At 55.6% G+C, this 17,495-nt stretch carries 15 protein-coding genes; 2 read left to right on the top strand and 13 right to left on the bottom strand.

Annotation, left to right across the window (positions count from 1 at the left end; all coding sequences use genetic code 11):
• Positions 1–15 precede the first annotated feature (15 nt).
• Together H8K03_14915 and H8K03_14910 are read left to right on the top strand one after the other, a co-directional pair.
• On the top strand, positions 16–198 hold the full coding sequence (locus H8K03_14915) for a hypothetical protein (protein UVT19091.1): 183 nt from the start codon (positions 16–18) through the stop codon (positions 196–198).
• On the top strand, positions 180–728 hold the full coding sequence (locus H8K03_14910; GenBank protein UVT19090.1) for a hypothetical protein: 549 nt from the start codon (positions 180–182) through the stop codon (positions 726–728). Before H8K03_14915 ends, H8K03_14910 begins: the two co-directional genes overlap by 19 nt.
• Before the next feature lie 200 nt (positions 729–928).
• Here H8K03_14910 and H8K03_14905 read toward each other — a convergent pair whose 3' ends face one another.
• The 13 genes from H8K03_14905 to trpE all read right to left on the bottom strand — a co-directional run bounded on the left by H8K03_14905 (position 929) and on the right by trpE (position 17,494).
• Positions 929–1,519: a hypothetical protein gene (locus H8K03_14905; protein ID UVT19089.1), complete on the bottom strand. Its 591-nt coding sequence runs from the start codon at positions 1,517–1,519 to the stop codon at positions 929–931.
• Positions 1,520–1,924: 405 nt separating this feature from the next.
• Positions 1,925–2,308, bottom strand: coding sequence for a hypothetical protein (locus H8K03_14900; protein ID UVT19088.1), 384 nt, complete (start codon positions 2,306–2,308; stop codon positions 1,925–1,927).
• Positions 2,309–2,360: 52 nt separating this feature from the next.
• A complete protein-coding gene (locus tag H8K03_14895; protein UVT19087.1) occupies positions 2,361–3,809 on the bottom strand; it encodes an RHS repeat-associated core domain-containing protein in 1,449 nt (482 codons plus the stop codon).
• Positions 3,810–3,831: 22 nt separating this feature from the next.
• Positions 3,832–4,323, bottom strand: a complete 492-nt coding sequence (locus H8K03_14890; protein ID UVT19086.1) for a hypothetical protein — start codon at positions 4,321–4,323, stop codon at positions 3,832–3,834.
• Positions 4,324–4,412: 89 nt separating this feature from the next.
• Positions 4,413–5,069 (bottom strand): tail fiber protein, encoded by a 657-nt coding sequence (locus tag H8K03_14885; GenBank protein ID UVT19085.1) that lies wholly within the window; start codon positions 5,067–5,069, stop codon positions 4,413–4,415.
• Positions 5,070–5,138: 69 nt separating this feature from the next.
• On the bottom strand, positions 5,139–10,040 hold the full coding sequence (locus H8K03_14880; protein ID UVT19084.1) for a VCBS repeat-containing protein: 4,902 nt from the start codon (positions 10,038–10,040) through the stop codon (positions 5,139–5,141).
• A gap of 467 nt (positions 10,041–10,507) precedes the next feature.
• Positions 10,508–11,311 (bottom strand): tryptophan synthase subunit alpha, encoded by an 804-nt coding sequence (locus H8K03_14875; protein ID UVT19083.1) that lies wholly within the window; start codon positions 11,309–11,311, stop codon positions 10,508–10,510.
• On the bottom strand, positions 11,308–12,501 hold the full coding sequence (trpB, locus tag H8K03_14870; GenBank protein UVT19082.1) for a tryptophan synthase subunit beta: 1,194 nt from the start codon (positions 12,499–12,501) through the stop codon (positions 11,308–11,310). The genes H8K03_14875 and trpB overlap by 4 nt, the downstream gene beginning before the upstream one ends.
• Before the next feature lie 173 nt (positions 12,502–12,674).
• Entirely contained in the window at positions 12,675–13,301 is a 627-nt protein-coding gene (locus H8K03_14865; GenBank protein UVT19081.1) for a phosphoribosylanthranilate isomerase, read from the bottom strand.
• Between the two features lie 10 nt (positions 13,302–13,311).
• Entirely contained in the window at positions 13,312–14,139 is an 828-nt protein-coding gene (gene trpC / locus H8K03_14860) for an indole-3-glycerol phosphate synthase TrpC (protein ID UVT19080.1), read from the bottom strand.
• Positions 14,140–14,146: 7 nt separating this feature from the next.
• Complete coding sequence (trpD, locus tag H8K03_14855) at positions 14,147–15,160, bottom strand: anthranilate phosphoribosyltransferase (protein ID UVT19079.1); 1,014 nt, start codon at positions 15,158–15,160, stop codon at positions 14,147–14,149.
• Positions 15,161–15,344: 184 nt separating this feature from the next.
• Complete coding sequence (locus tag H8K03_14850) at positions 15,345–15,908, bottom strand: aminodeoxychorismate/anthranilate synthase component II (GenBank protein ID UVT19078.1); 564 nt, start codon at positions 15,906–15,908, stop codon at positions 15,345–15,347.
• 89 nt (positions 15,909–15,997) lie between these two features.
• Positions 15,998–17,494, bottom strand: a complete 1,497-nt coding sequence (gene trpE / locus H8K03_14845; protein UVT19077.1) for an anthranilate synthase component I — start codon at positions 17,492–17,494, stop codon at positions 15,998–16,000.
• Position 17,495 lies beyond the last annotated feature (1 nt).

Genomic DNA, 17,495 nt, shown 5'->3' with positions numbered 1-17,495 from the left:
TGTATACTTAGAACCATGAAGCTTCAACACTCGACCAGTTCGAAGCAGTATGGACGGCGACCGAGTAAATTGGGTCGACAGCTGTCCGATGAGAAGATCGAACGCGCTCGGCTTCAGACTCCTGAAGAACGGCTGACCATCGCATTGCACCTCTCCGATGTCTGCTACGAATTGAACCGGTGTTCTCCGAAGCCCTAAGCCGGATTGTTGAACGTTTAGATCAAGCCCACAGCGCTCGACTGCTTTCTTCTTATGCGTTGATCGGTGGCTTCGCCGTGTCGGCATGGGGTGTTGCGCGGGCCACGCAAGACATCGATCTGGCCGTCGCCCTCGGAACTTCGGAACCGCATGCCTTGGCCGTTTACCTAGGAGCCACATACGAACCTGGCGGCATAGATGACCCACTACAAGGCGTCTTCCGCCTGAGCATGACATCCGAAGGACAAGACGTGCCGATTCAACTGATCGTACTGCCATCGAAGATGGCTGCTCTTGCTTTTAAGAACATTGAAAGACTAGACACGCTTGGCTGTTCAGTGCCGGTGGTGAACTGGAAATCGCTTGTCCTTTTGAAGCTTTTTGCTGGAGGACCCATCGATCTGCTGGACGCGAACAACATTGTGGCAGTGCGAAAGCCGGGCGTGAATGATCGGAACGAGCTTATTGAACTGGGAGATGCATTGGAACTTGGCCAAGAAGTACGAACCCTCCTGGATTCTGTCGCCTAGGTTAACATCATGTTCATTGTGCCAAGCCTCAAGGACATCGCCAAAGAGCTCGCCGACGAGATGATCAAATACATGCCTCCGCAGACCAAGCGCTGATCACAACCGCTCTGCTACAACCGGAAGACCTAAAAAAGACTCCCGGTACCTTTTCTTGGTCCCCTGGGTTACCACAATTCTTCACTTCACGCCACTCCGCATCGTTATTTGCGGATGTGATTCCCCGGTTCAAAGTCTTCAGCGAAGTCCCGTAGCATTTTTTCCACATCGCGCCAGATCTCGTCCTCGCTGAGGGATTCCACGATGATCGGCAATGGGAGCGCCCGGCTCCATGTGACTGTCCGCGATATCCATATCGGGGACTCCTTCACCGGCAATCGTGGAATCACGACTTTCTCCAAGAGTTCAAGCTTGCGGATATAGAGTTTCTTGCCGGGGCAGAGTTTCAAATCTCTTGGAACAGCTGGAGTCTTGCTAGTATCAATAACTGACCATTCACCCAAGTCGATGACCCTCACCGTGAGTTGAAGCCATGGCGGAAGCTTATCCAATGGAAGTTGCGTATTCAGATGCGCAGCGATGCGAACGCCGGCGTCTCGTAAGATGCGCAGCGCCTGCTCTTTTTTCGGGGCAAGAAATTGGGGGACATCGAAATCGAATTCGATCTCCGTCTCGCGTAAATTTTCAAGCACCGGGTACTGCGCATTGGCGAATGAAGGGACACAGACCACGACCCCCAACAGCAGTGTCCCGAAGAGACAGGCGCCGCGGCGAAAGGTGGCATGGTTGTTCATGGCTATTCCCTCGGCAAATGTGGTGGCTCAGGTTGACTGTATGGAGAAGAATGAAACCGGCACGGATTACACCCCGTAGGGGGCAGCCCAGGCAGGACGAGAGCACGAGCAAGAGAAAGGCCCGGTTGATGCGGGAGGCATCGAGAAGCACTTTTGGTCTATCCTACATCGTGCTTTACTTCCATGGCTTGGCTTATACGTGATCGTCGACTACGACTAAAGAAGTCATGTCTTGCATTACCTAGGGCCCAGTTCCATCTGTTTGAGCTGTCGACTCACTTTCACGCGATGAACTCCGGCATGGCCTGTCATCTCTGTCACTCAATACCCGACCGCCGATAGCATGAAAAATTCAAAATCTCATGAAGAGGTCATATCATCACTCTGGCACGTGCCCCTCTTCCATCACTTCAGAATTAGATTTCCCCTTGTGTCAAAGGCAAATCCTGCAGAAGCACCCCCGGCGGGCTCAAACATGGGTAGATCTGATACGAAAACACGATATGCTCCATTTAATGAAAGAGCCTTGGGTGGAATCACTTCTGTTAGACCCTCATAACGCTGTCCATACACAATCTCTTCAAGCGATTGTTTGCCTTTCAACATCCAGACACTGCTCCATTTACCATCTCCGATATACTCTTGAACATATAGGTCAACGATATTGTGCCGTGATGGTTGTTCATCTGTAATGTCATAAAAACGGAATGCGATCGCATCACCGTACGTGCCTATTGGCTTCACGATGAACAGACGCGAACAGGCTGCCGCATAAACGATGCACATCATGACTAAGACCGCCACTGCTAATGACCGCTTTGCGCAATGCAATCCGTTAATTCTATTGAATGCTATTTGGAAGCCTACCCTCATACATTTCCTCAACCATCTTACCTTGTTGTTCTATATTGTAGGAACTGAACGCCCTATTGGGGTCATAGATAAAATTGTATGGATCGTAGAACAGGAGACTACCAAAGCGAGCACCCTGGAGCAGAAGCCCTTGGCCAAATACACTTATGCCTTGTTGGTATTGCATCACGTGTGTCATCTCGTGGATAAACAATTTACCCTGACCACACAGGATCATATTGCCACAAGAATCGCTCGGCCAATAAACATTCCCATTGGGGGTCACGGCGTGATCAGCCCCTTGGGTCCAGAAATATTTAGACCTGAAAATTCTTAAATTCCCATAATCGATCCTATCACCAAACACAGATTTTGCGACGGCCAGCTCTTCAGTTGTCAAGACTCGGCCTTGCAATGTAAGGTTACGCAAAGAGCTTTGGAGTGAGAGAGAGAATGCGGTAGTGCTAGCCGCGATAAGCGCGCCGAACCCTGGATCAGAGCCATTAATCGCCGCTGCAGACGCGCCGGCCACCGGTGAGGCAGCGAAAGCCACCAATTCCCCATATCCCTTTTGTGCCCCCCATGCACCAGCACCACCCATAATACCACCAGCCGCTGCAGCTGACGCGATGGCAAGCCCAACATTGACTCGATAGCCCGCTGCATTGGCGAGCACCGCACTTGTTCCTCCAGCAGCTGCCCCTCCGACCGCACCACCGGCCACACCAGCCCATGTCCCTCCCAGCGCACTAAGCGTGGCACTGTAGACCGATGACGCCACCCCGGCTCCAACGCCGGCACTCGCGCCGCCGATCGCGCCCCCGATGAGGGTCGCCTCCAAATCCCAATCGCTCTGGATCCCCGATGAGATCACGCCGACGAGAATCCCGATGCCAATCCCGATACATATGGGACAGTGACCCGAGGGATCGGTATAAAGCATAGGATTGTTACGGGCATACGCATACCGGTTCAGATCCTGGGGAATTTTTAAGTTTGGCACGATACTATCCGGCGAGACGAACCTGCCAAATATGGCGTGATAGTACCGGGATTCATAAAAGTAGAGATTGCTACTCGCGTCCAGCTCTTTCCCCGTGTACTTGTAGTGCGCATCGACAGTGGGAGTCGCGGAGCTTTGGTTCACGCGAATATCGCCATAGGGATAGTAGGCGAGCGTCTGCACCCGAGCGCCGGAGCTGTTGGTAATCATGTTCGTGGATCCAAGATGGTCGCCATGCCAGTATTGTATGGTGCCACCACTAGAGACCGTGGCAATTCGTTGGTCTCCAGCTAAGATAAACTGTGAGCAGCTCGTTGATCCGCCAGTCGTCTCGCACTCATAGAGCTTGCTAATGTAGCGGGTCGTCGTCGTGCCCACGATCTTCTTCACCCGCCCGCCATCGCCGTCATAGACGAACGTGGTGGTGGTGGGCACACTTGCAAAAGTGGTGGTGACACTACTTCAAGCGATTATCCGTGTTATAGGTCGCGTTGTATCCAAAGAACCCGGTTGAATCCGTCATGGTGAGCACGTTGCCATTGTTGTCATAGGTAATAGGATAGGGTCCAGCCACTGTTGCGGCATGAGGTCGCACCGTGGTCGGACCACCGGATGGATAGGTATAGGTCCCCACCTGTGGGTTTACGGTCATATTGCCGATCTCATTATACGCATAGGTGAACGTACTATTGGTTCCCCCTGCGCCATAGGGGCCGTTCGCCGTCAGCAACCGATCAATATCGTCATAGATCAAAATCTGTGTATTCGCCAAGGTAATTTGATCGCCAATTCGAATAACATTTCCGGCCTCGTCATACGCATAGTGCAGGCTTTGAAGGACTTCGGCAAAGACTGGCGGCGGAGTTGTTAGAAGTGCGACAGCGACCAGAACGCAGCGCGATAAGGCGCCTCCTCGACTCTGCTTTTGCCTCAATGTTTGTCGGTCCATATCAGTGCTCCTCCGCCACAAAGATCCAACGCGGTCTGGCGCTCTCGACCCCATTCGAGTGTGTGCTCTCGCGACCACTCGAGGCCGCTCTATCGCTTAATCATGCAGGTGAGGACCAGAAAAGGATCCATGACATTGTGAGCCCCATTGCCGCCCGTAAGCCCGATTGATACTGTCCCCGAACCCCCGCCACCGACGCCTGAGCCCTGGAACACTGAGCCAGACGCTGGCATCGCATTCGAGATCGTGTGGTTGTGGCTCGGCATTTCCGAGATCGTTAGCGTGTGCGTTTCTTCCCCTCCCGAGCCGGCCAGATTCCTCATGGTCAATCCCGTTCCTTGGCCCGCCGCAACGACATTGCGCGACCGGGCATCGGGCACGTTGAATGTGGTGGCCCCATCGCCGGCCCCGAACGTCGTTCCAATCACCGCAAACAAGGCGGCGTCGGTCGTCCGATTCTTCGCGGTGCCGTCACAGACATACCAGCCATTTGGAGGGGTAGCCGCTGCATAAAACAGGACCGCGCCGGGTGGAACTAGGCGGTTGTCCAGGAGGGTCCAATTGTCGTTGATCGCGTTCGTCCATCCCGTCTCGCCGTTTCCTGGTTTGCACAGTCCGACATTCGGTGTTGTGGTGCCGAGAGGCGTGCAGACCGCCTCAGCAGATTGCTGCCAATATACGAAGAACACGGTGAGCATGGTCAGCACCATGACCATCGCCGTCGAATGCGTCTCTTGATTCTTCATCCTCTCCACCTCCTTGTCCGAGTCGGTGTCACGTGCAATTGACCTTTCGTGCGCGTAGGATGTCGCGCCTCATGACCCATACGGCGAGAGGCCGAACGGGCCCGAGCCGTATCCTGTTGTTGGAGTGGGGATCGAATACAGACTGACATTGCCCGCGGCATCCGTCGCACGCACACGATAGCTATAGATGGTGCCCGTGGTGCCACCTGTGTCGCTAAATGTTGTTCCGGTTGAAGTCCCAACCTGCGTGAAGCTTGTGCACCCGGCCCCCTGGCACCGTTCGATCCAATAGCCGGTCACTCCTATGTTATCGAGGCTCGGGGTCCAGCTAAGATTGATTTGCGTGCTATTGATGATCGTAGTCGTGACCTTCGTCGGTATCGTCGGAGCAGCAATGTCAGGCGACGGCGTATTGGGGTTGACTGTATTGACGGTCTCCAGTCGGAACGTGAGGGGGTCAAACGTGCGCGTGGTTACCACACCATTGCCCTGGGTGGTCGTCCTCGGTTGACCTAAAGCATTGAAGTTCGAATATGTTACGTAGGTGGTCGTCCCACTCCCAGCCGAATCCTTGACCGTTGCCAGCCAAGGACCGTTATAGAGATAATCGACAGCTTTCATCGGCGTGGTTGGATACTTCACCTGCACGATGCGCCCAAGTCCGTCGTAACTACTCTCAGTCACATACGTCACCCCATCGAGCACTTTGTCAGTTCGAATAATGCGCCCGGTAGGATCGTAGCGAAACTGCATGTTGCCCGAGGCGTCGATGACTTGCTTGATCCGGCCCACTTGGTTAAACGTGGTGACCGAAGTCTCATAGAGGTAGCGAACATCGCCACTTCCGGCGGCTTTCTGCGTGGTGAAGTCCTTCTGCGTACGACGATTCAGCGCGTCGTACGTAAACCAGAGAGTTTGATTCTTGGCATCGGTTTGCCGTTCGAGATTGCCGGCGTCATCGTACTTGTAGTTCCAACAGGGCGTGGGGTACCACGGGTAGGTCACGTTTGGATTGAGCGCGGTGAGGTCGCCGCACTTGCCCATATCCGGGTCACTCATCGCGATCTTGCGGCCCAACGTATCGTAGCGCATAGTGGTTACGTTGCCGGGATGATCGGTAACTTTGACAAGATTACCGATGACGTCATACTGATATCGCGTCGTCGCATAGAGCGTCGCCCCGCTGCTCGTACAGGTCGGTTGCATGCCGGTGAACTCTTCGACCTTAATCGTCCGCCCATACGCGTCCGCCGTCTCTGTCTTCCGGTGTTGCTTGGGGTCAAGCGTGGTCGTTTCCCAACCATTGCGACAAATCGTGCTCACCGTCCCATCGGGGTTCGTCACTTGGCTCACGCGCCCCAGCACGTCGTAGGTGGTGGTCCGATAGAGCGGCAATCCCGTCCCTTCGAAGTACGGCACACTCGTTTGAGCCATCTGACCGCGTAGGTCATACAGGGTATCGGTTCGGATAGACCCACTCACGGTTGGACCGGTACTCTTCGTCGTGATCGTCCGTCCTGATCCGTCAAAGAAGGTCCAGCTGAATAACCCCAGCGCGTTGGCGGTGTAGACATGTTGTTTCGTCAGCGGATCGGTGCCCACCCCCTGCCCGAAATTTCTGTACTCGATGGTGATCGTGAAAGTCCCATCGGTTTGCGGAGTGACCACTTCGATCTTGCGTCCGAAGGGGTCGTACTTCGTCGTCATAGTCTGATTATTCGGATCTTTCACACTTTGGACTTGCCCGAAGAGACCGAAGGTCGTGGGAACCGCGTTGACACCAAAGTACTCCGTCGTTGTAACCACCCCAAGCGGCTTCGTGACAACGCGGGGAAATAACTTATTCGTTGTGTCATACGTGATGGTGGTAAAGTTGCCTCTCGGATCTCTTGTGCACACTTGATTGCCATAGATGTCATACGCTCTCCGCGTTTCTGGATTGGTTCCCCCGTTCAGCCAATTGACGGTTTTCGTGAGATGGCCGAGCGTGGGAACTTGAAGGGTTGACGCGGTCGTACAGCTCGTCGTCCCATCATAGAAGAACGTCGTTTCGGCCATTTTGTCAGCTAGCGCTGTGGTGATCCCTTTGTAGATCGTTTCGCGTGTAACAAACCCGATTAACCAGGCAGTTGGCTCATTCGCGAACGCCCGATCGATAGTTTTTTCATCCCCCGTGACACCTGTGTCGCCTAAGTGATCTTCGCGTGTCACGTTGCCGTAGGTATGATCGTATGTGAAATTGACCTGCGTCGTCTTTGCAAGGACCCCATTCGCGTAGGTTCTGGTGACCACCTGCGAAGAGGGGGTGTACCAGGGCGCGACTGAATCCACGTCGCTGGTATAGGTAGTGAGCGTCTCGAGCTGAGGAACCAGCACGCTATCCTGAACCACGATCCGATATGGCAACCCCTTGGTCGGGGCATCCGGATGTGTCAGCGCAGTTCCATTGTCCTCTGTCGTTCCCGTACCCACGCCCTGATGGAACTCGGTGACCGTCACCGTTTTCTCTGCCGTGCTACAGCTGGCACAAGCCGTGACGGTCGCCTTCTGAAAGCCGCGGAAGTCGCGGTTTGGGATACTGTGATAGCCCTTTTCATACTGATACGTCGTCTCCGTGGTCTGATTGCCCGTGACTCCGGCGACGATCGTGGATACGGTCTTCGCCAATATCGTGGTTACGTAGATTGGATACGGGAGGAGCGTATGGGACACCCCGAGTGCAGTCGAAGGGGTGTAAGTGATCGCAGTTGATGCCCCAATCCCGTTCGACAATGTGGCAAGGAGATCGGTTTTGACACTGGGACTGCCGGCAATGGCGACTGAGACAGTCCCACTGTTGAGACACCACAGGTCAGGTTTGGCATCGCCGTTTAAATCGGCAGCCCCGAATATGTCGATCGTACAGAATCCACTCACCCAGGTCGTGGGGGTGGCAAACGTACTTCCCGTAGACAGCATGACTTGTGTAACCCCAGTCGTCGTATGGCACCAGAGATCGGTAAGCCCATCTCCATTGAAATCCGCTGTGCCTACCTTGCCTGTGGTGCAGAAACCAGTACGCCAGGGAGTTGCCGACAAGAAAAACGACGTCCCAGTGGAAAGCGCTACTTTGACCGTACCATCCGTCAGATGGCACCAGAGATCTTGAAGGCCATCCCCATTAAAATCGGTGGCGTATACTTTTCCTGGTGGAGGTGGGTTTACGGGTCTCAAGTGGGGAGGTGCTGTGCTCGGTTTGACGCACCACCCGCCCAACGGCGTGCTGGGGATCGAGAAGGTCGTGCTGGTGCTTGTCGAGGTGGAGTAGACAAGGGAGGTACTTCCTGCCGAGTTGAGACACCAGAGATCGGACTTCCCGTCTCCATTGAAATCTCCTACCCCCAGCATCACACCGCTCGTCCCGCACCAATTAGTGATGCTGCCGGCCGACACAAACGTGCTGCCCGTCGAACGGGCGAACGAGATCTTTGGGGTATTATTGATTTGATATGTATCCACACACCAGATGTCGTTAAGGCCATCGCCATCGTAGTCCAGGATGCCAATTAGAATGGGTTGGCTTCCCGCATTCGTTGAAGGTAAGTAACAGGTGTTGAGATCTAACCACGTGGCTTTAGTACCAAAAACTCCATTTGGGTCGCTTACTGCCACTTGCAACACTGGGGTTTGGGCATGAGCACCTGGAGTGGGATTGCACAACAGAGGAGCTGTATCAACGCACCCATCGAGCTGGAGCGTATAACAGCCAACATCCCCACGACCGTCGCCGTTGAAGTCTCCGACTCCAATGGACGTACATCCGGTTGCCCCTGTACCGGTATTGGTAAACGTCGCAGTACTATTCGCTCGTGCGCCGGATATGCCTCCAGATGGATTTTCACACCACAAATCCTGCCGGCCATCAGCATTCAACTCACCAGGATTGATCTCGGTCCCCCCGCTACACCAGCCGGTGAGCCAAGGATTAATGGTCGGCGTAAAGGTCGAGGCGGAGGTTGAGTAGGTCATCGTGATGGGCGGCAACGCAGTTCCGGTTACGTCAAATGTCGTGAGATTGATAGACGCGTTGCGGTCGAACTGTTGCACCTGTGTTAGCAGTTGCGTACCCGTCGTGATGCTGCGGGTATAGCTCAACTTATAGACACGCATCGTCGCGCCGTTCGCCTTCAGTTCGATCGCTCTCAATCGTTTGGCCGTCTCGACTTTGAAATAGGCATTGTAGGTATCTGGTGCTGTTATCCCTGCTGGGGTATTCGAGTAGAACTTGATGGAATAAGGAGCGGGCGTGGCATCTTTCATCGTCAAGGTGTACCTGATCTGATCGAGATAAGACTGGCCCTGATCCTTTATGTAGGTCGCAAGCAAATAATTGCCGTCGCGGTCTTCCACTCGCTCCAGGTTCCACCGGAAGATGCGACCCGTGGTGGTATCTTCGACCCGTGCGTTGGCGCTTACTCCGAACAAGTACTTCACGCCCTTGCGATCAGTCACTTCCCATCCGCCGGTCGTCAACGTACGGACCCTGAAGAAGCCACTTTCAATTTTTGCTCGATATTCGGGATCAGTCGGTACGCTGGGTTGGAGCTTGATCAGCTCCGCCGATACACTACTCATCCGCACGGCATAAACTTTCCCGTTATCGGCTGGGCTTTCTTTATAGATCACCCCGAACCGCGTGTTCATTTCGATCGCTCCCAATTCGAGTTTCCACCCCATCCCCACCCAGCCGTTTCCATTTCCACTGGCATAGGTCAGTTGCAGATTGGGTTGAACCCCATTGCGCCCAGGCAACACGCTGATTGGAATGCTGGTCGTCGCTGTGCCGGTGAAAGGATCGACATGAACCGCCCCGCCCGCCGTTCCCATCGGGAGATCCTCATCAACTTCTTTGGCAATCCCTGGACCGACTGGGAGCAGCCACCAATACAGAACACAGGCAAGAACGATCAGCTCAAGACGACCGGTCTGCATTGCCGTCTCCTTTCACGATAGGGAATGGTGCGTACGAGACGATAAGGGGACGGGACAATCCGATCAGGTACGGGGCAAGTCGATTCCCACTCACGAGCCATGTCTCGTAGTCTCATGGAGTCTGAGAGGGGTGGTACCCGCTTATTGCATAGGGCAGGGGCAGTCGCACCTAGACTGATCGTTACCCGCTGATACATTCGAGAGAGGATTGCGCTCATCGTTGCTCCCGTTCCAGGGCCATTGGCGGAAACAAATAGCCACCACGCAACTCAACCGGCCATGAGCAAGTACATTCTTACGGTATACACCTTACGTTATTTGTGATTTTCTGCAATCCCCGAAGATGGCCTTAGCCAATGAGGCCGTTTGGACCTTCGCGCAAAGGCTGATCAGAAGACTTCCGTAAGAAGAAAGTGAGGCGCTGGAAGAATCTACTTCACTAGGACGGCGTGTGGCCGAACGGCTATCTAGGCTGGAACCATGGCCGCTTTGAGAGAGCGGACAAACTCAGCGACATGTCTGACCATGGCGGGATCCTGTTGATGGGACGCGATGCGTTTCACGATGGCGCTGCCGACGATCACCCCATCGGCCATCTTTGACACCTTCGCCGCATCCTCCGGAGTCGCCACGCCGAATCCGACTGCGACGGGCGTGGCGGAGACCTTCCGCAGCTTTTCGATATTCTGTCCTATGTCTCCGACGTTGCTGAGCTTCGCCCCGGTAATGCCGGTCAGCGAAACATAGTACACGAAGCCATGCGACTCTTTCGCCACGAGTTTTCGCCGATCAGCCGTACTGGTCGGCGCGAGCAAGAAGATGAGCGGCAGCCCGGCTGCGTCCGCCGGCGCCTTGAGGGGTCCCGCTTCGTCCGGCGGCATATCGGGCACGATCAGTCCATCCACTCCCGCTGCCTGCGCCGCGCGGCAAAACTTTTCACAACCCATCGCATGGATGGAGTTGTAGTACAGCATCAGGATGATGGGGATATTTGTCCGCTGCCTGAGTGAGGTGATGGAGGCCAGGATCTGCCGAAGAGACGTGCCGTTCCGCAGCGCGCGCTCCGCAGCCTGCTGAATCACCGGCCCGTCGGCGATCGGGTCCGAAAAGGGGACGCCCAGTTCGATGATGTCGGCCCCCGCCTGCTCTAACGCCACTACCAACTGTTCCGTTTCAGCGAGTCCCGGATCTCCTGCCATCAGGTAGGCAATGAGCGCTTTCTGCCCTCGCTTGCGCAGATCATTGAATCTAGCTTCCAGCCGCCCGGTCATAATGATTCGCCTCGCATTCTCGCGACTTGCTGCACATCCTTGTCTCCACGCCCCGAAAGGTTCGCGATGATGAGCTGGGATTTCTTGAGCTTGGGAGCGAGCTTGACGACTTGCGCGATCGCATGGGCGCTTTCGAGCGCGGGGACGATACCTTCTTCGTGCGCCAGGAGATCAAAGGCCGACAACGCTTCCGCGTCCGTCGCATAGGTGTACTCAATCCGGCCTTGATCATGGTAGAGACTATGCTCCGGTCCGACAGCCGCATAATCCAGACCGGCCGAAACTGAATGCGTCAAATTTATCTGTCCGTTTTCATCCTGAAGCAGGTAGGTCATAGTGCCTTGCAAAACTCCCGGTTTGCCGCCAGAGAACCGCGCGGCGTGTTTTCCGCTTTCGACCCCGAGCCCTCCGGCTTCCACGCCGATCATTTTGACTTTAGCGTCTCGGAGAAACGCATGGAAAAGACCGATCGAATTGCTTCCTCCCCCTACACAGGCGACGAGGTAGTCCGGCAGGCGCTTTTCAGCGGAAAGAATCTGTTTCCTCGCCTCCCGCCCGATGATCGCCTGAAAGTCGCGGATCATCATGGGATAGGGATGCGCGCCCAGAACCGAGCCCAAGACATAGTGCGTGGTGCGCACGTTGGTCGTCCAATCCCGCATGGCCTCGCTGATGGCATCCTTCAGGGTGCGGCTGCCGGCATCGACACCGGTCACGGTCGCACCCAACAGGCGCATACGAAAGACGTTCAACGCCTGCCGTTGCATATCTTCAGTACCCATGTAGATTTCGCACTGCAGTCCGAACATGGCCGCCGCCGTGGCCGTCGCGACACCGTGCTGACCGGCCCCGGTCTCGGCGATGATTCGCTGCTTCTTCATGCGCAAGGCCAGCAACACTTGGCCGATCGCATTGTTGATCTTGTGCGCGCCGGTATGACACAGGTCTTCCCGCTTCAGATAGATCTTGGCTCCGCCTAATTTTTTGGTCAGCCGATCGGCGCGATAGAGACTGGTAGGCCGTCCGACATATTGCTTGAGGTAATAGGCGAGGTCGGTCTGAAATCGGCGGTCTTTTTTTGCCTTGGCATACTCGCCTTCCAACTCCAAAAGCGCCGGCATGAGGGTTTCAGGCACATAACGGCCACCATAAGACCCGAATCGGCCATGGCTGTCTGGAAGCATCGGCATTCGATCAACCCTCCTAAAAAGATTTCAGCAGGCTGTTCAAAAAGGCCGGCCAGCGAGGCCACAGCGAGCGAAGAGGCGAGGCATACTCTGCTCCGTATGTTGAGCCTCTGAGCGATGCGAGAACAAAGCTGGCGGACGTTTTCAACAGCCTGCTAGGAGTATAGCCACGGCGATCAGACAGGCACAAGTCTGGCCGCTTCAATAAACGCCTTAAGCTTATGGAGGTCCTTCTTGCCGGGGCTCTTTTCCACCCCGCTGCTCACATCGACTCCATATGGACGTACCGTCTTGATCGCGTCTGCCACGTTTTCCGGAGTCAATCCACCGGCCAGAATGATCGGAAGAGATCGAGCTACTTCCTGGGCCAATGTCCAATCGACTGTCTGCCCCGTGCCTCCATAAGCCTGGTCTGAATACGCATCGATGAGAAATCCTCGAACATTTGCCTGCCCTTGAAACCCGGCCAGGGTGAGAACGGTCTCATGGTCCTTGAGACGGAGGGCTTTGAGAGCCGGACGACCGAGGTGTTGGCAGTACAGAGGCGATTCATCTCCATGCAGTTGGGCAAGGGCAAAACCACATTCATCCATGAGCGCCCGAACCGTCCCGGCCTCTTCGTTGACGAACACCCCGACCGGCAGCACGAAAGGCGGGAGTTCCGCGACAATGGCTCTCACCAGAGACGGGTCTACCCAGCGTGGGCTTTTGCGGTACATCACAAATCCCAGCGCGTCCGCGCCTGCGGCAACCGCGCCCTTCGCATCCTCCAGGTTGGTGATCCCGCAAATTTTTATCTTCATGGTGAATGCTCTACGCAGACTGCGCACTGCCAGAGACGACGCCGAGCAACTCTCGAACTTTGTCGGCCGTGTGCTCGGCGCGAATAAGCGATTCGCCGATCAACATGGCATGAACGCCGCCCTCGATCAGTTTTGTCACATCATCGCGGCCATGAATCCCGCTTTCACTGATGATCAGCTTGTCGGAAGGAATTCGTTTCGCCAGACGGAAGGTGACGTTGAGATCGGTCGTGAAGGTGTTGAGATCCCTATTGTTGATCCCGATCATTCTCGCGGTGGGAATCCACTCCAAGACCGTATCCAACTCCCTCTCGTGATGGGTTTCGAACAGGCTGTCCATCTTCAGTTCGGTGGCCAAAGCGTGGAAATCCATGAGTTGGCGACGTTCCAGCGCAGCCACGATCAGCAAGACGGCATCGGCACCGTGTGCCCGCGCTTCATAGAATTGCACCTCGCCGACCATGAATTCCTTATTGAGCGCCGGGATCGGCAACGCTTCCTTGATCTCTTTCAAGTACCGCAGGTCGCCCTGGAAAAACTCCTTGTCCGTCAGGACCGACACCGCGGATGCGCCCTGTTCATAATACGTACGGGCAAGCGTCAGATAGTCGAACTGTACAGCAAATTCCGGTCGTAACAGTCCTAAACTCGGAGACGCCTTTTTGACCTCCGCGATCAGGGCCGGGCTGGTGCGAGGTTTTGTCGCGTCCAGCGTGACGGCAAAGCCGAGTGTCGGCGGGGCGTCTCGGATCGCCGCTTTGAGGTCGGCCAGATAGGACCGGCTTTGCTTGTGCCTGAGCTCCGCTTTTTTATGCTCGAGGATGCGATCCAGGATCATGAGTCGGTCACACTCTTGTAGTAAATGCAATGAGCCGGTCCAGCTTCTCTGCAGCGGCCCCCGAGTCGATCGTTTCTTGGGCGAGGCGGAAGCCTTCCTTCAGGGTTTTCGCTTTCCGGCCTGCTACCATTGCAGGAGCGGCGTTCAGGCATACGATGTCCCGTTTTGGACCTTTCTTGCCCTGCAAGATCTCCTTCGCGATGCGCGCGTTGTCTTCCGGCGTGCCGCCGGCGACCTCTTTTCTCGCCATCCGCTTCACCTCGAACTCCTCCGGCGAAACAAAATAACTCGACACCACGCCGGCCTTCCCCTCGGAGACTTTCGTCCGGTCCGACAGGGTGATCTCATCCAGACCATCCATGCCGTGAATCACGAAGCAATGCTGTGATCCCAGCTCCAGCAGGACGCGCCCCAAGATGTCCGTCCACTTTGCATCATAGACTCCGAGCACTTGGTGCGTGGCGCCGGCTGGATTCGCCAACGGACCAAGCACGTTCAGAATGGTCCGGATTCCCATCTCCTGCCGCACCCCGGCGCATTGCTTCATCGCGCCGTGGTAGAGGGGCGCGAACAAAAATCCGATACCGACTTCATCGATACACTCGGCGACCCTGTTCGGCTCCAGATCGATCTTGACACCGAGGACGCTCAGCACATCAGCGCTGCCTGATCTGGACGACACGGAACGATTGCCGTGTTTGGCCACGGTAATGCCGGCTCCGGCGACCACGAATCCCGCTGTCGTGGAGATATTAAACGTGTCGGCCCCATCCCCGCCGGTGCCGCAGGTGTCGACGATGATCGATGCCCCAACCCTGATTCGCGTCGCCCGTAATCGCATGGCGTTGACCGAACCGACGACTTCGGCGACTGTTTCGCCTTTCTGCCTGAGTCCCATGAGGTAGGCGGCCACCTGAGCCGAGGTTGCAGCTCCGTCCATGATTTCCAACATGACCGCTTCGGCCTCCGATGCAGAAAGGTCGGTTCGGTCGGCCAATTTGGCGAGCGCATCTTTGATCATGGGATTTTAGCAGGCAGGGTGCTCAATAAGACCGCTGGTCTCACCCGCCCGACCCCGGTGCGCCAAGACGCACCTCTCCATATGCCAGGCCACAGCGAGCGATGAGGCGAAGGCGTACCTTGGGCCGTACGTTGAGCCTCGGAGCGATGCGAGAACGCCGCTGGCGGACTTTTTCAGCATCCTGCTAGAGTTTTAAAAAGTTGCGGAGGAGATCTTTTCCGACCGTCGTCAGAATCGATTCCGGATGAAATTGGACCCCTTCGACACACAGCGTCTTATGACGGAGGCCCATGATCTCGCCCTCGGCGGTTTCAGCGGAAATCTCACAACAGTCCGGAACATTGAGCCGATTCACAATCAACGAATGATAGCGCGTCGCTTGGAACGGATTGGGCAACGACTGAAAGATCGTCTTGCCGTCATGTGAAATTTGGGATGTCTTCCCATGCATCAAGCGAGGAGCGCGGATGACCTCACCTCCGTAGGCGACGGCCATCGACTGGTGCCCCAAACATACGCCGAGAATGGGGATCTTCCCTCCGAACCGGCGGATAGCCTCGACTGAAATACCGGCTTCTTTAGGCGTGCACGGCCCGGGAGAGATGACAAGGCGACTAGGACGCATCTCCTCAATCTGGTCCAGCGTAAGCTTGTCGTTACGAAACACTTGTATGTCCTCGCCCAATTCTCCGAGGTACTGGACGAGATTGTAGGTAAAGGAATCGTAATTATCGATGACCAACAACATTGATGTTCCCCGTAGCTCGCCGCTCGTGAAACGTATTTCGAATGACTTGTTGTTCGCGCTTCACGCTTCACCCTTCACGAGGCACCACCTCATTCCAGCCCCTGTTCCGCCAGTTCGATCGCCTTCATCATTGCACGGGACTTGTTGCAGGTTTCTTCATACTCGTGCTCGGGATTGGAATCGGCGACGATACCTGCTCCGGCCTGGATAAAGGCCCGATGTCGAGAGACCACGACGGTGCGGATATTGATACACATGTCCATATTGCCTGAAAAACTGATGTAGCCCACCGCACCGGCGTAAGGCCCGCGTTTGGTGGGTTCCAGTTCCTCGATGATTTCCATGGCTCTGATCTTCGGTGCCCCGGATACGGTGCCGGCGGGAAAGCATGCCTTCAACACATCATACACAGTCTTGGTCGTTCCCAGTTTCCCGGTAACGTTCGAGACAATATGCATCACGTGCGAGTATCGTTCGACGTTCATCAAGGATTCAACCTGGACCGATCCCCGTTCGGCGACACGACCGACATCATTGCGTCCGAGATCCACCAACATGATGTGCTCGGCCCGTTCTTTGGAATCCGCGAGAAGACGGCGTTCCAGTTCCATGTCCTCTTCGATCGTCGCGCCGCGCCGTCTGGTCCCCGCAATCGGGCGCACCGAAACAAGACCGTCCTCGCATCGCACAAGAATCTCCGGAGACGAGCCGACCAGTTCCACCCCGGCGATCCGCAGGTAGTACATGTAGGGCGATGGATTCACCACACGCAGGGCACGATAGAGTTGAAACGGAGAGGCCTGGAGATTTGTTTCCCAGCGTTGCGACAACACACACTGAAAAATGTCCCCGGCTTTGATGTATTCCTGAGCACGAGACACCATCTTTTCAAAGTCCGCCCGGCTCATGTTTGCCGTAAAGCGGCTGGGGGATCGCCGGCGCTTCGGCGCAACACGCCGAAGCGGCCGGCGGATTCTGGCGATCATCGCTTCGATCCGGCGAGTCGCTTCACGATAGGCCGAACGAATATTTCTCTCCGACGTGGACGTCACGTGTGCGTTGGCCACCACTTTGATCTTTTGCGACACGTTGTCGAAGATGAGCAAGGTGTCGGTCAGCAGAAAGGCAAAGTCCGGAAGATCGATTTGGTCCTTTTTTCGTGAAGGAAGGTCTTCGAACATCTTGACCAAATCGTAGCCGAGGTAGCCGACGGCTCCACCGACGAAGCGCGGGAGACCAGGAACGGTCACGGGGCGATAGGCTTCCATGATCTCTCGGAGACGATCCAACGGCGCCCCCCGGCTGGGGATGCGGCGGCGATGCGAACCCTTTTTCACGCACAGATCACCGCGATCTTCGTAGATGACGAGTGGAGCCCCACTCCCGAGAAAAGAATACCTCGCCCACTTTTCTCCGCCCTGAATGCTTTCCAGCAGGTAGGCCGAGGGGCCATGATCTATCTTGGCAAAGGCCGAGACCGGCGTATCATGGTCCGCCAGGATTTCGCGGAATAACGGAATGAGGTTGCCCTGTTTTGCGTAGGAGCGAAATTCATCCAGGGTGAGTGAATAGGTCGCAGACTGCATA

The sequence above is a fragment of the Nitrospira sp. genome, assembly GCA_024760545.1.
In the GTDB taxonomy this organism is placed as follows: Bacteria; Nitrospirota; Nitrospiria; order Nitrospirales; family Nitrospiraceae; genus Nitrospira_D.
This window is presented reverse-complemented; position numbering and strand designations above follow the sequence as displayed.

Bases quoted from the DNA above. Each gene is read 5' to 3' on its own strand.
- H8K03_14915 (UVT19091.1), top strand. From the start codon at position 16: ATGAAGCTTCAACACTCGACCAGTTCGAAGCAGTATGGACGGCGACCG.
- H8K03_14905 (UVT19089.1), bottom strand. From the start codon at position 1,519: ATGAACAACCATGCCACCTTTCGCCGCGGCGCCTGTCTCTTCGGGACA.
- H8K03_14900 (UVT19088.1), bottom strand. From the start codon at position 2,308: ATGATGTGCATCGTTTATGCGGCAGCCTGTTCGCGTCTGTTCATCGTG.
- H8K03_14890 (UVT19086.1), bottom strand. From the start codon at position 4,323: ATGGACCGACAAACATTGAGGCAAAAGCAGAGTCGAGGAGGCGCCTTA.
- H8K03_14885 (UVT19085.1), bottom strand. From the start codon at position 5,069: ATGAAGAATCAAGAGACGCATTCGACGGCGATGGTCATGGTGCTGACC.
- H8K03_14880 (UVT19084.1), bottom strand. From the start codon at position 10,040: ATGCAGACCGGTCGTCTTGAGCTGATCGTTCTTGCCTGTGTTCTGTAT.
- H8K03_14875 (UVT19083.1), bottom strand. From the start codon at position 11,311: ATGACCGGGCGGCTGGAAGCTAGATTCAATGATCTGCGCAAGCGAGGG.
- trpB (UVT19082.1), bottom strand. From the start codon at position 12,501: ATGCCGATGCTTCCAGACAGCCATGGCCGATTCGGGTCTTATGGTGGC.
- H8K03_14865 (UVT19081.1), bottom strand. From the start codon at position 13,301: ATGAAGATAAAAATTTGCGGGATCACCAACCTGGAGGATGCGAAGGGC.
- trpC (UVT19080.1), bottom strand. From the start codon at position 14,139: ATGATCCTGGATCGCATCCTCGAGCATAAAAAAGCGGAGCTCAGGCAC.
- trpD (UVT19079.1), bottom strand. From the start codon at position 15,160: ATGATCAAAGATGCGCTCGCCAAATTGGCCGACCGAACCGACCTTTCT.
- H8K03_14850 (UVT19078.1), bottom strand. From the start codon at position 15,908: ATGTTGTTGGTCATCGATAATTACGATTCCTTTACCTACAATCTCGTC.
- trpE (UVT19077.1), bottom strand. From the start codon at position 17,494: ATGCAGTCTGCGACCTATTCACTCACCCTGGATGAATTTCGCTCCTAC.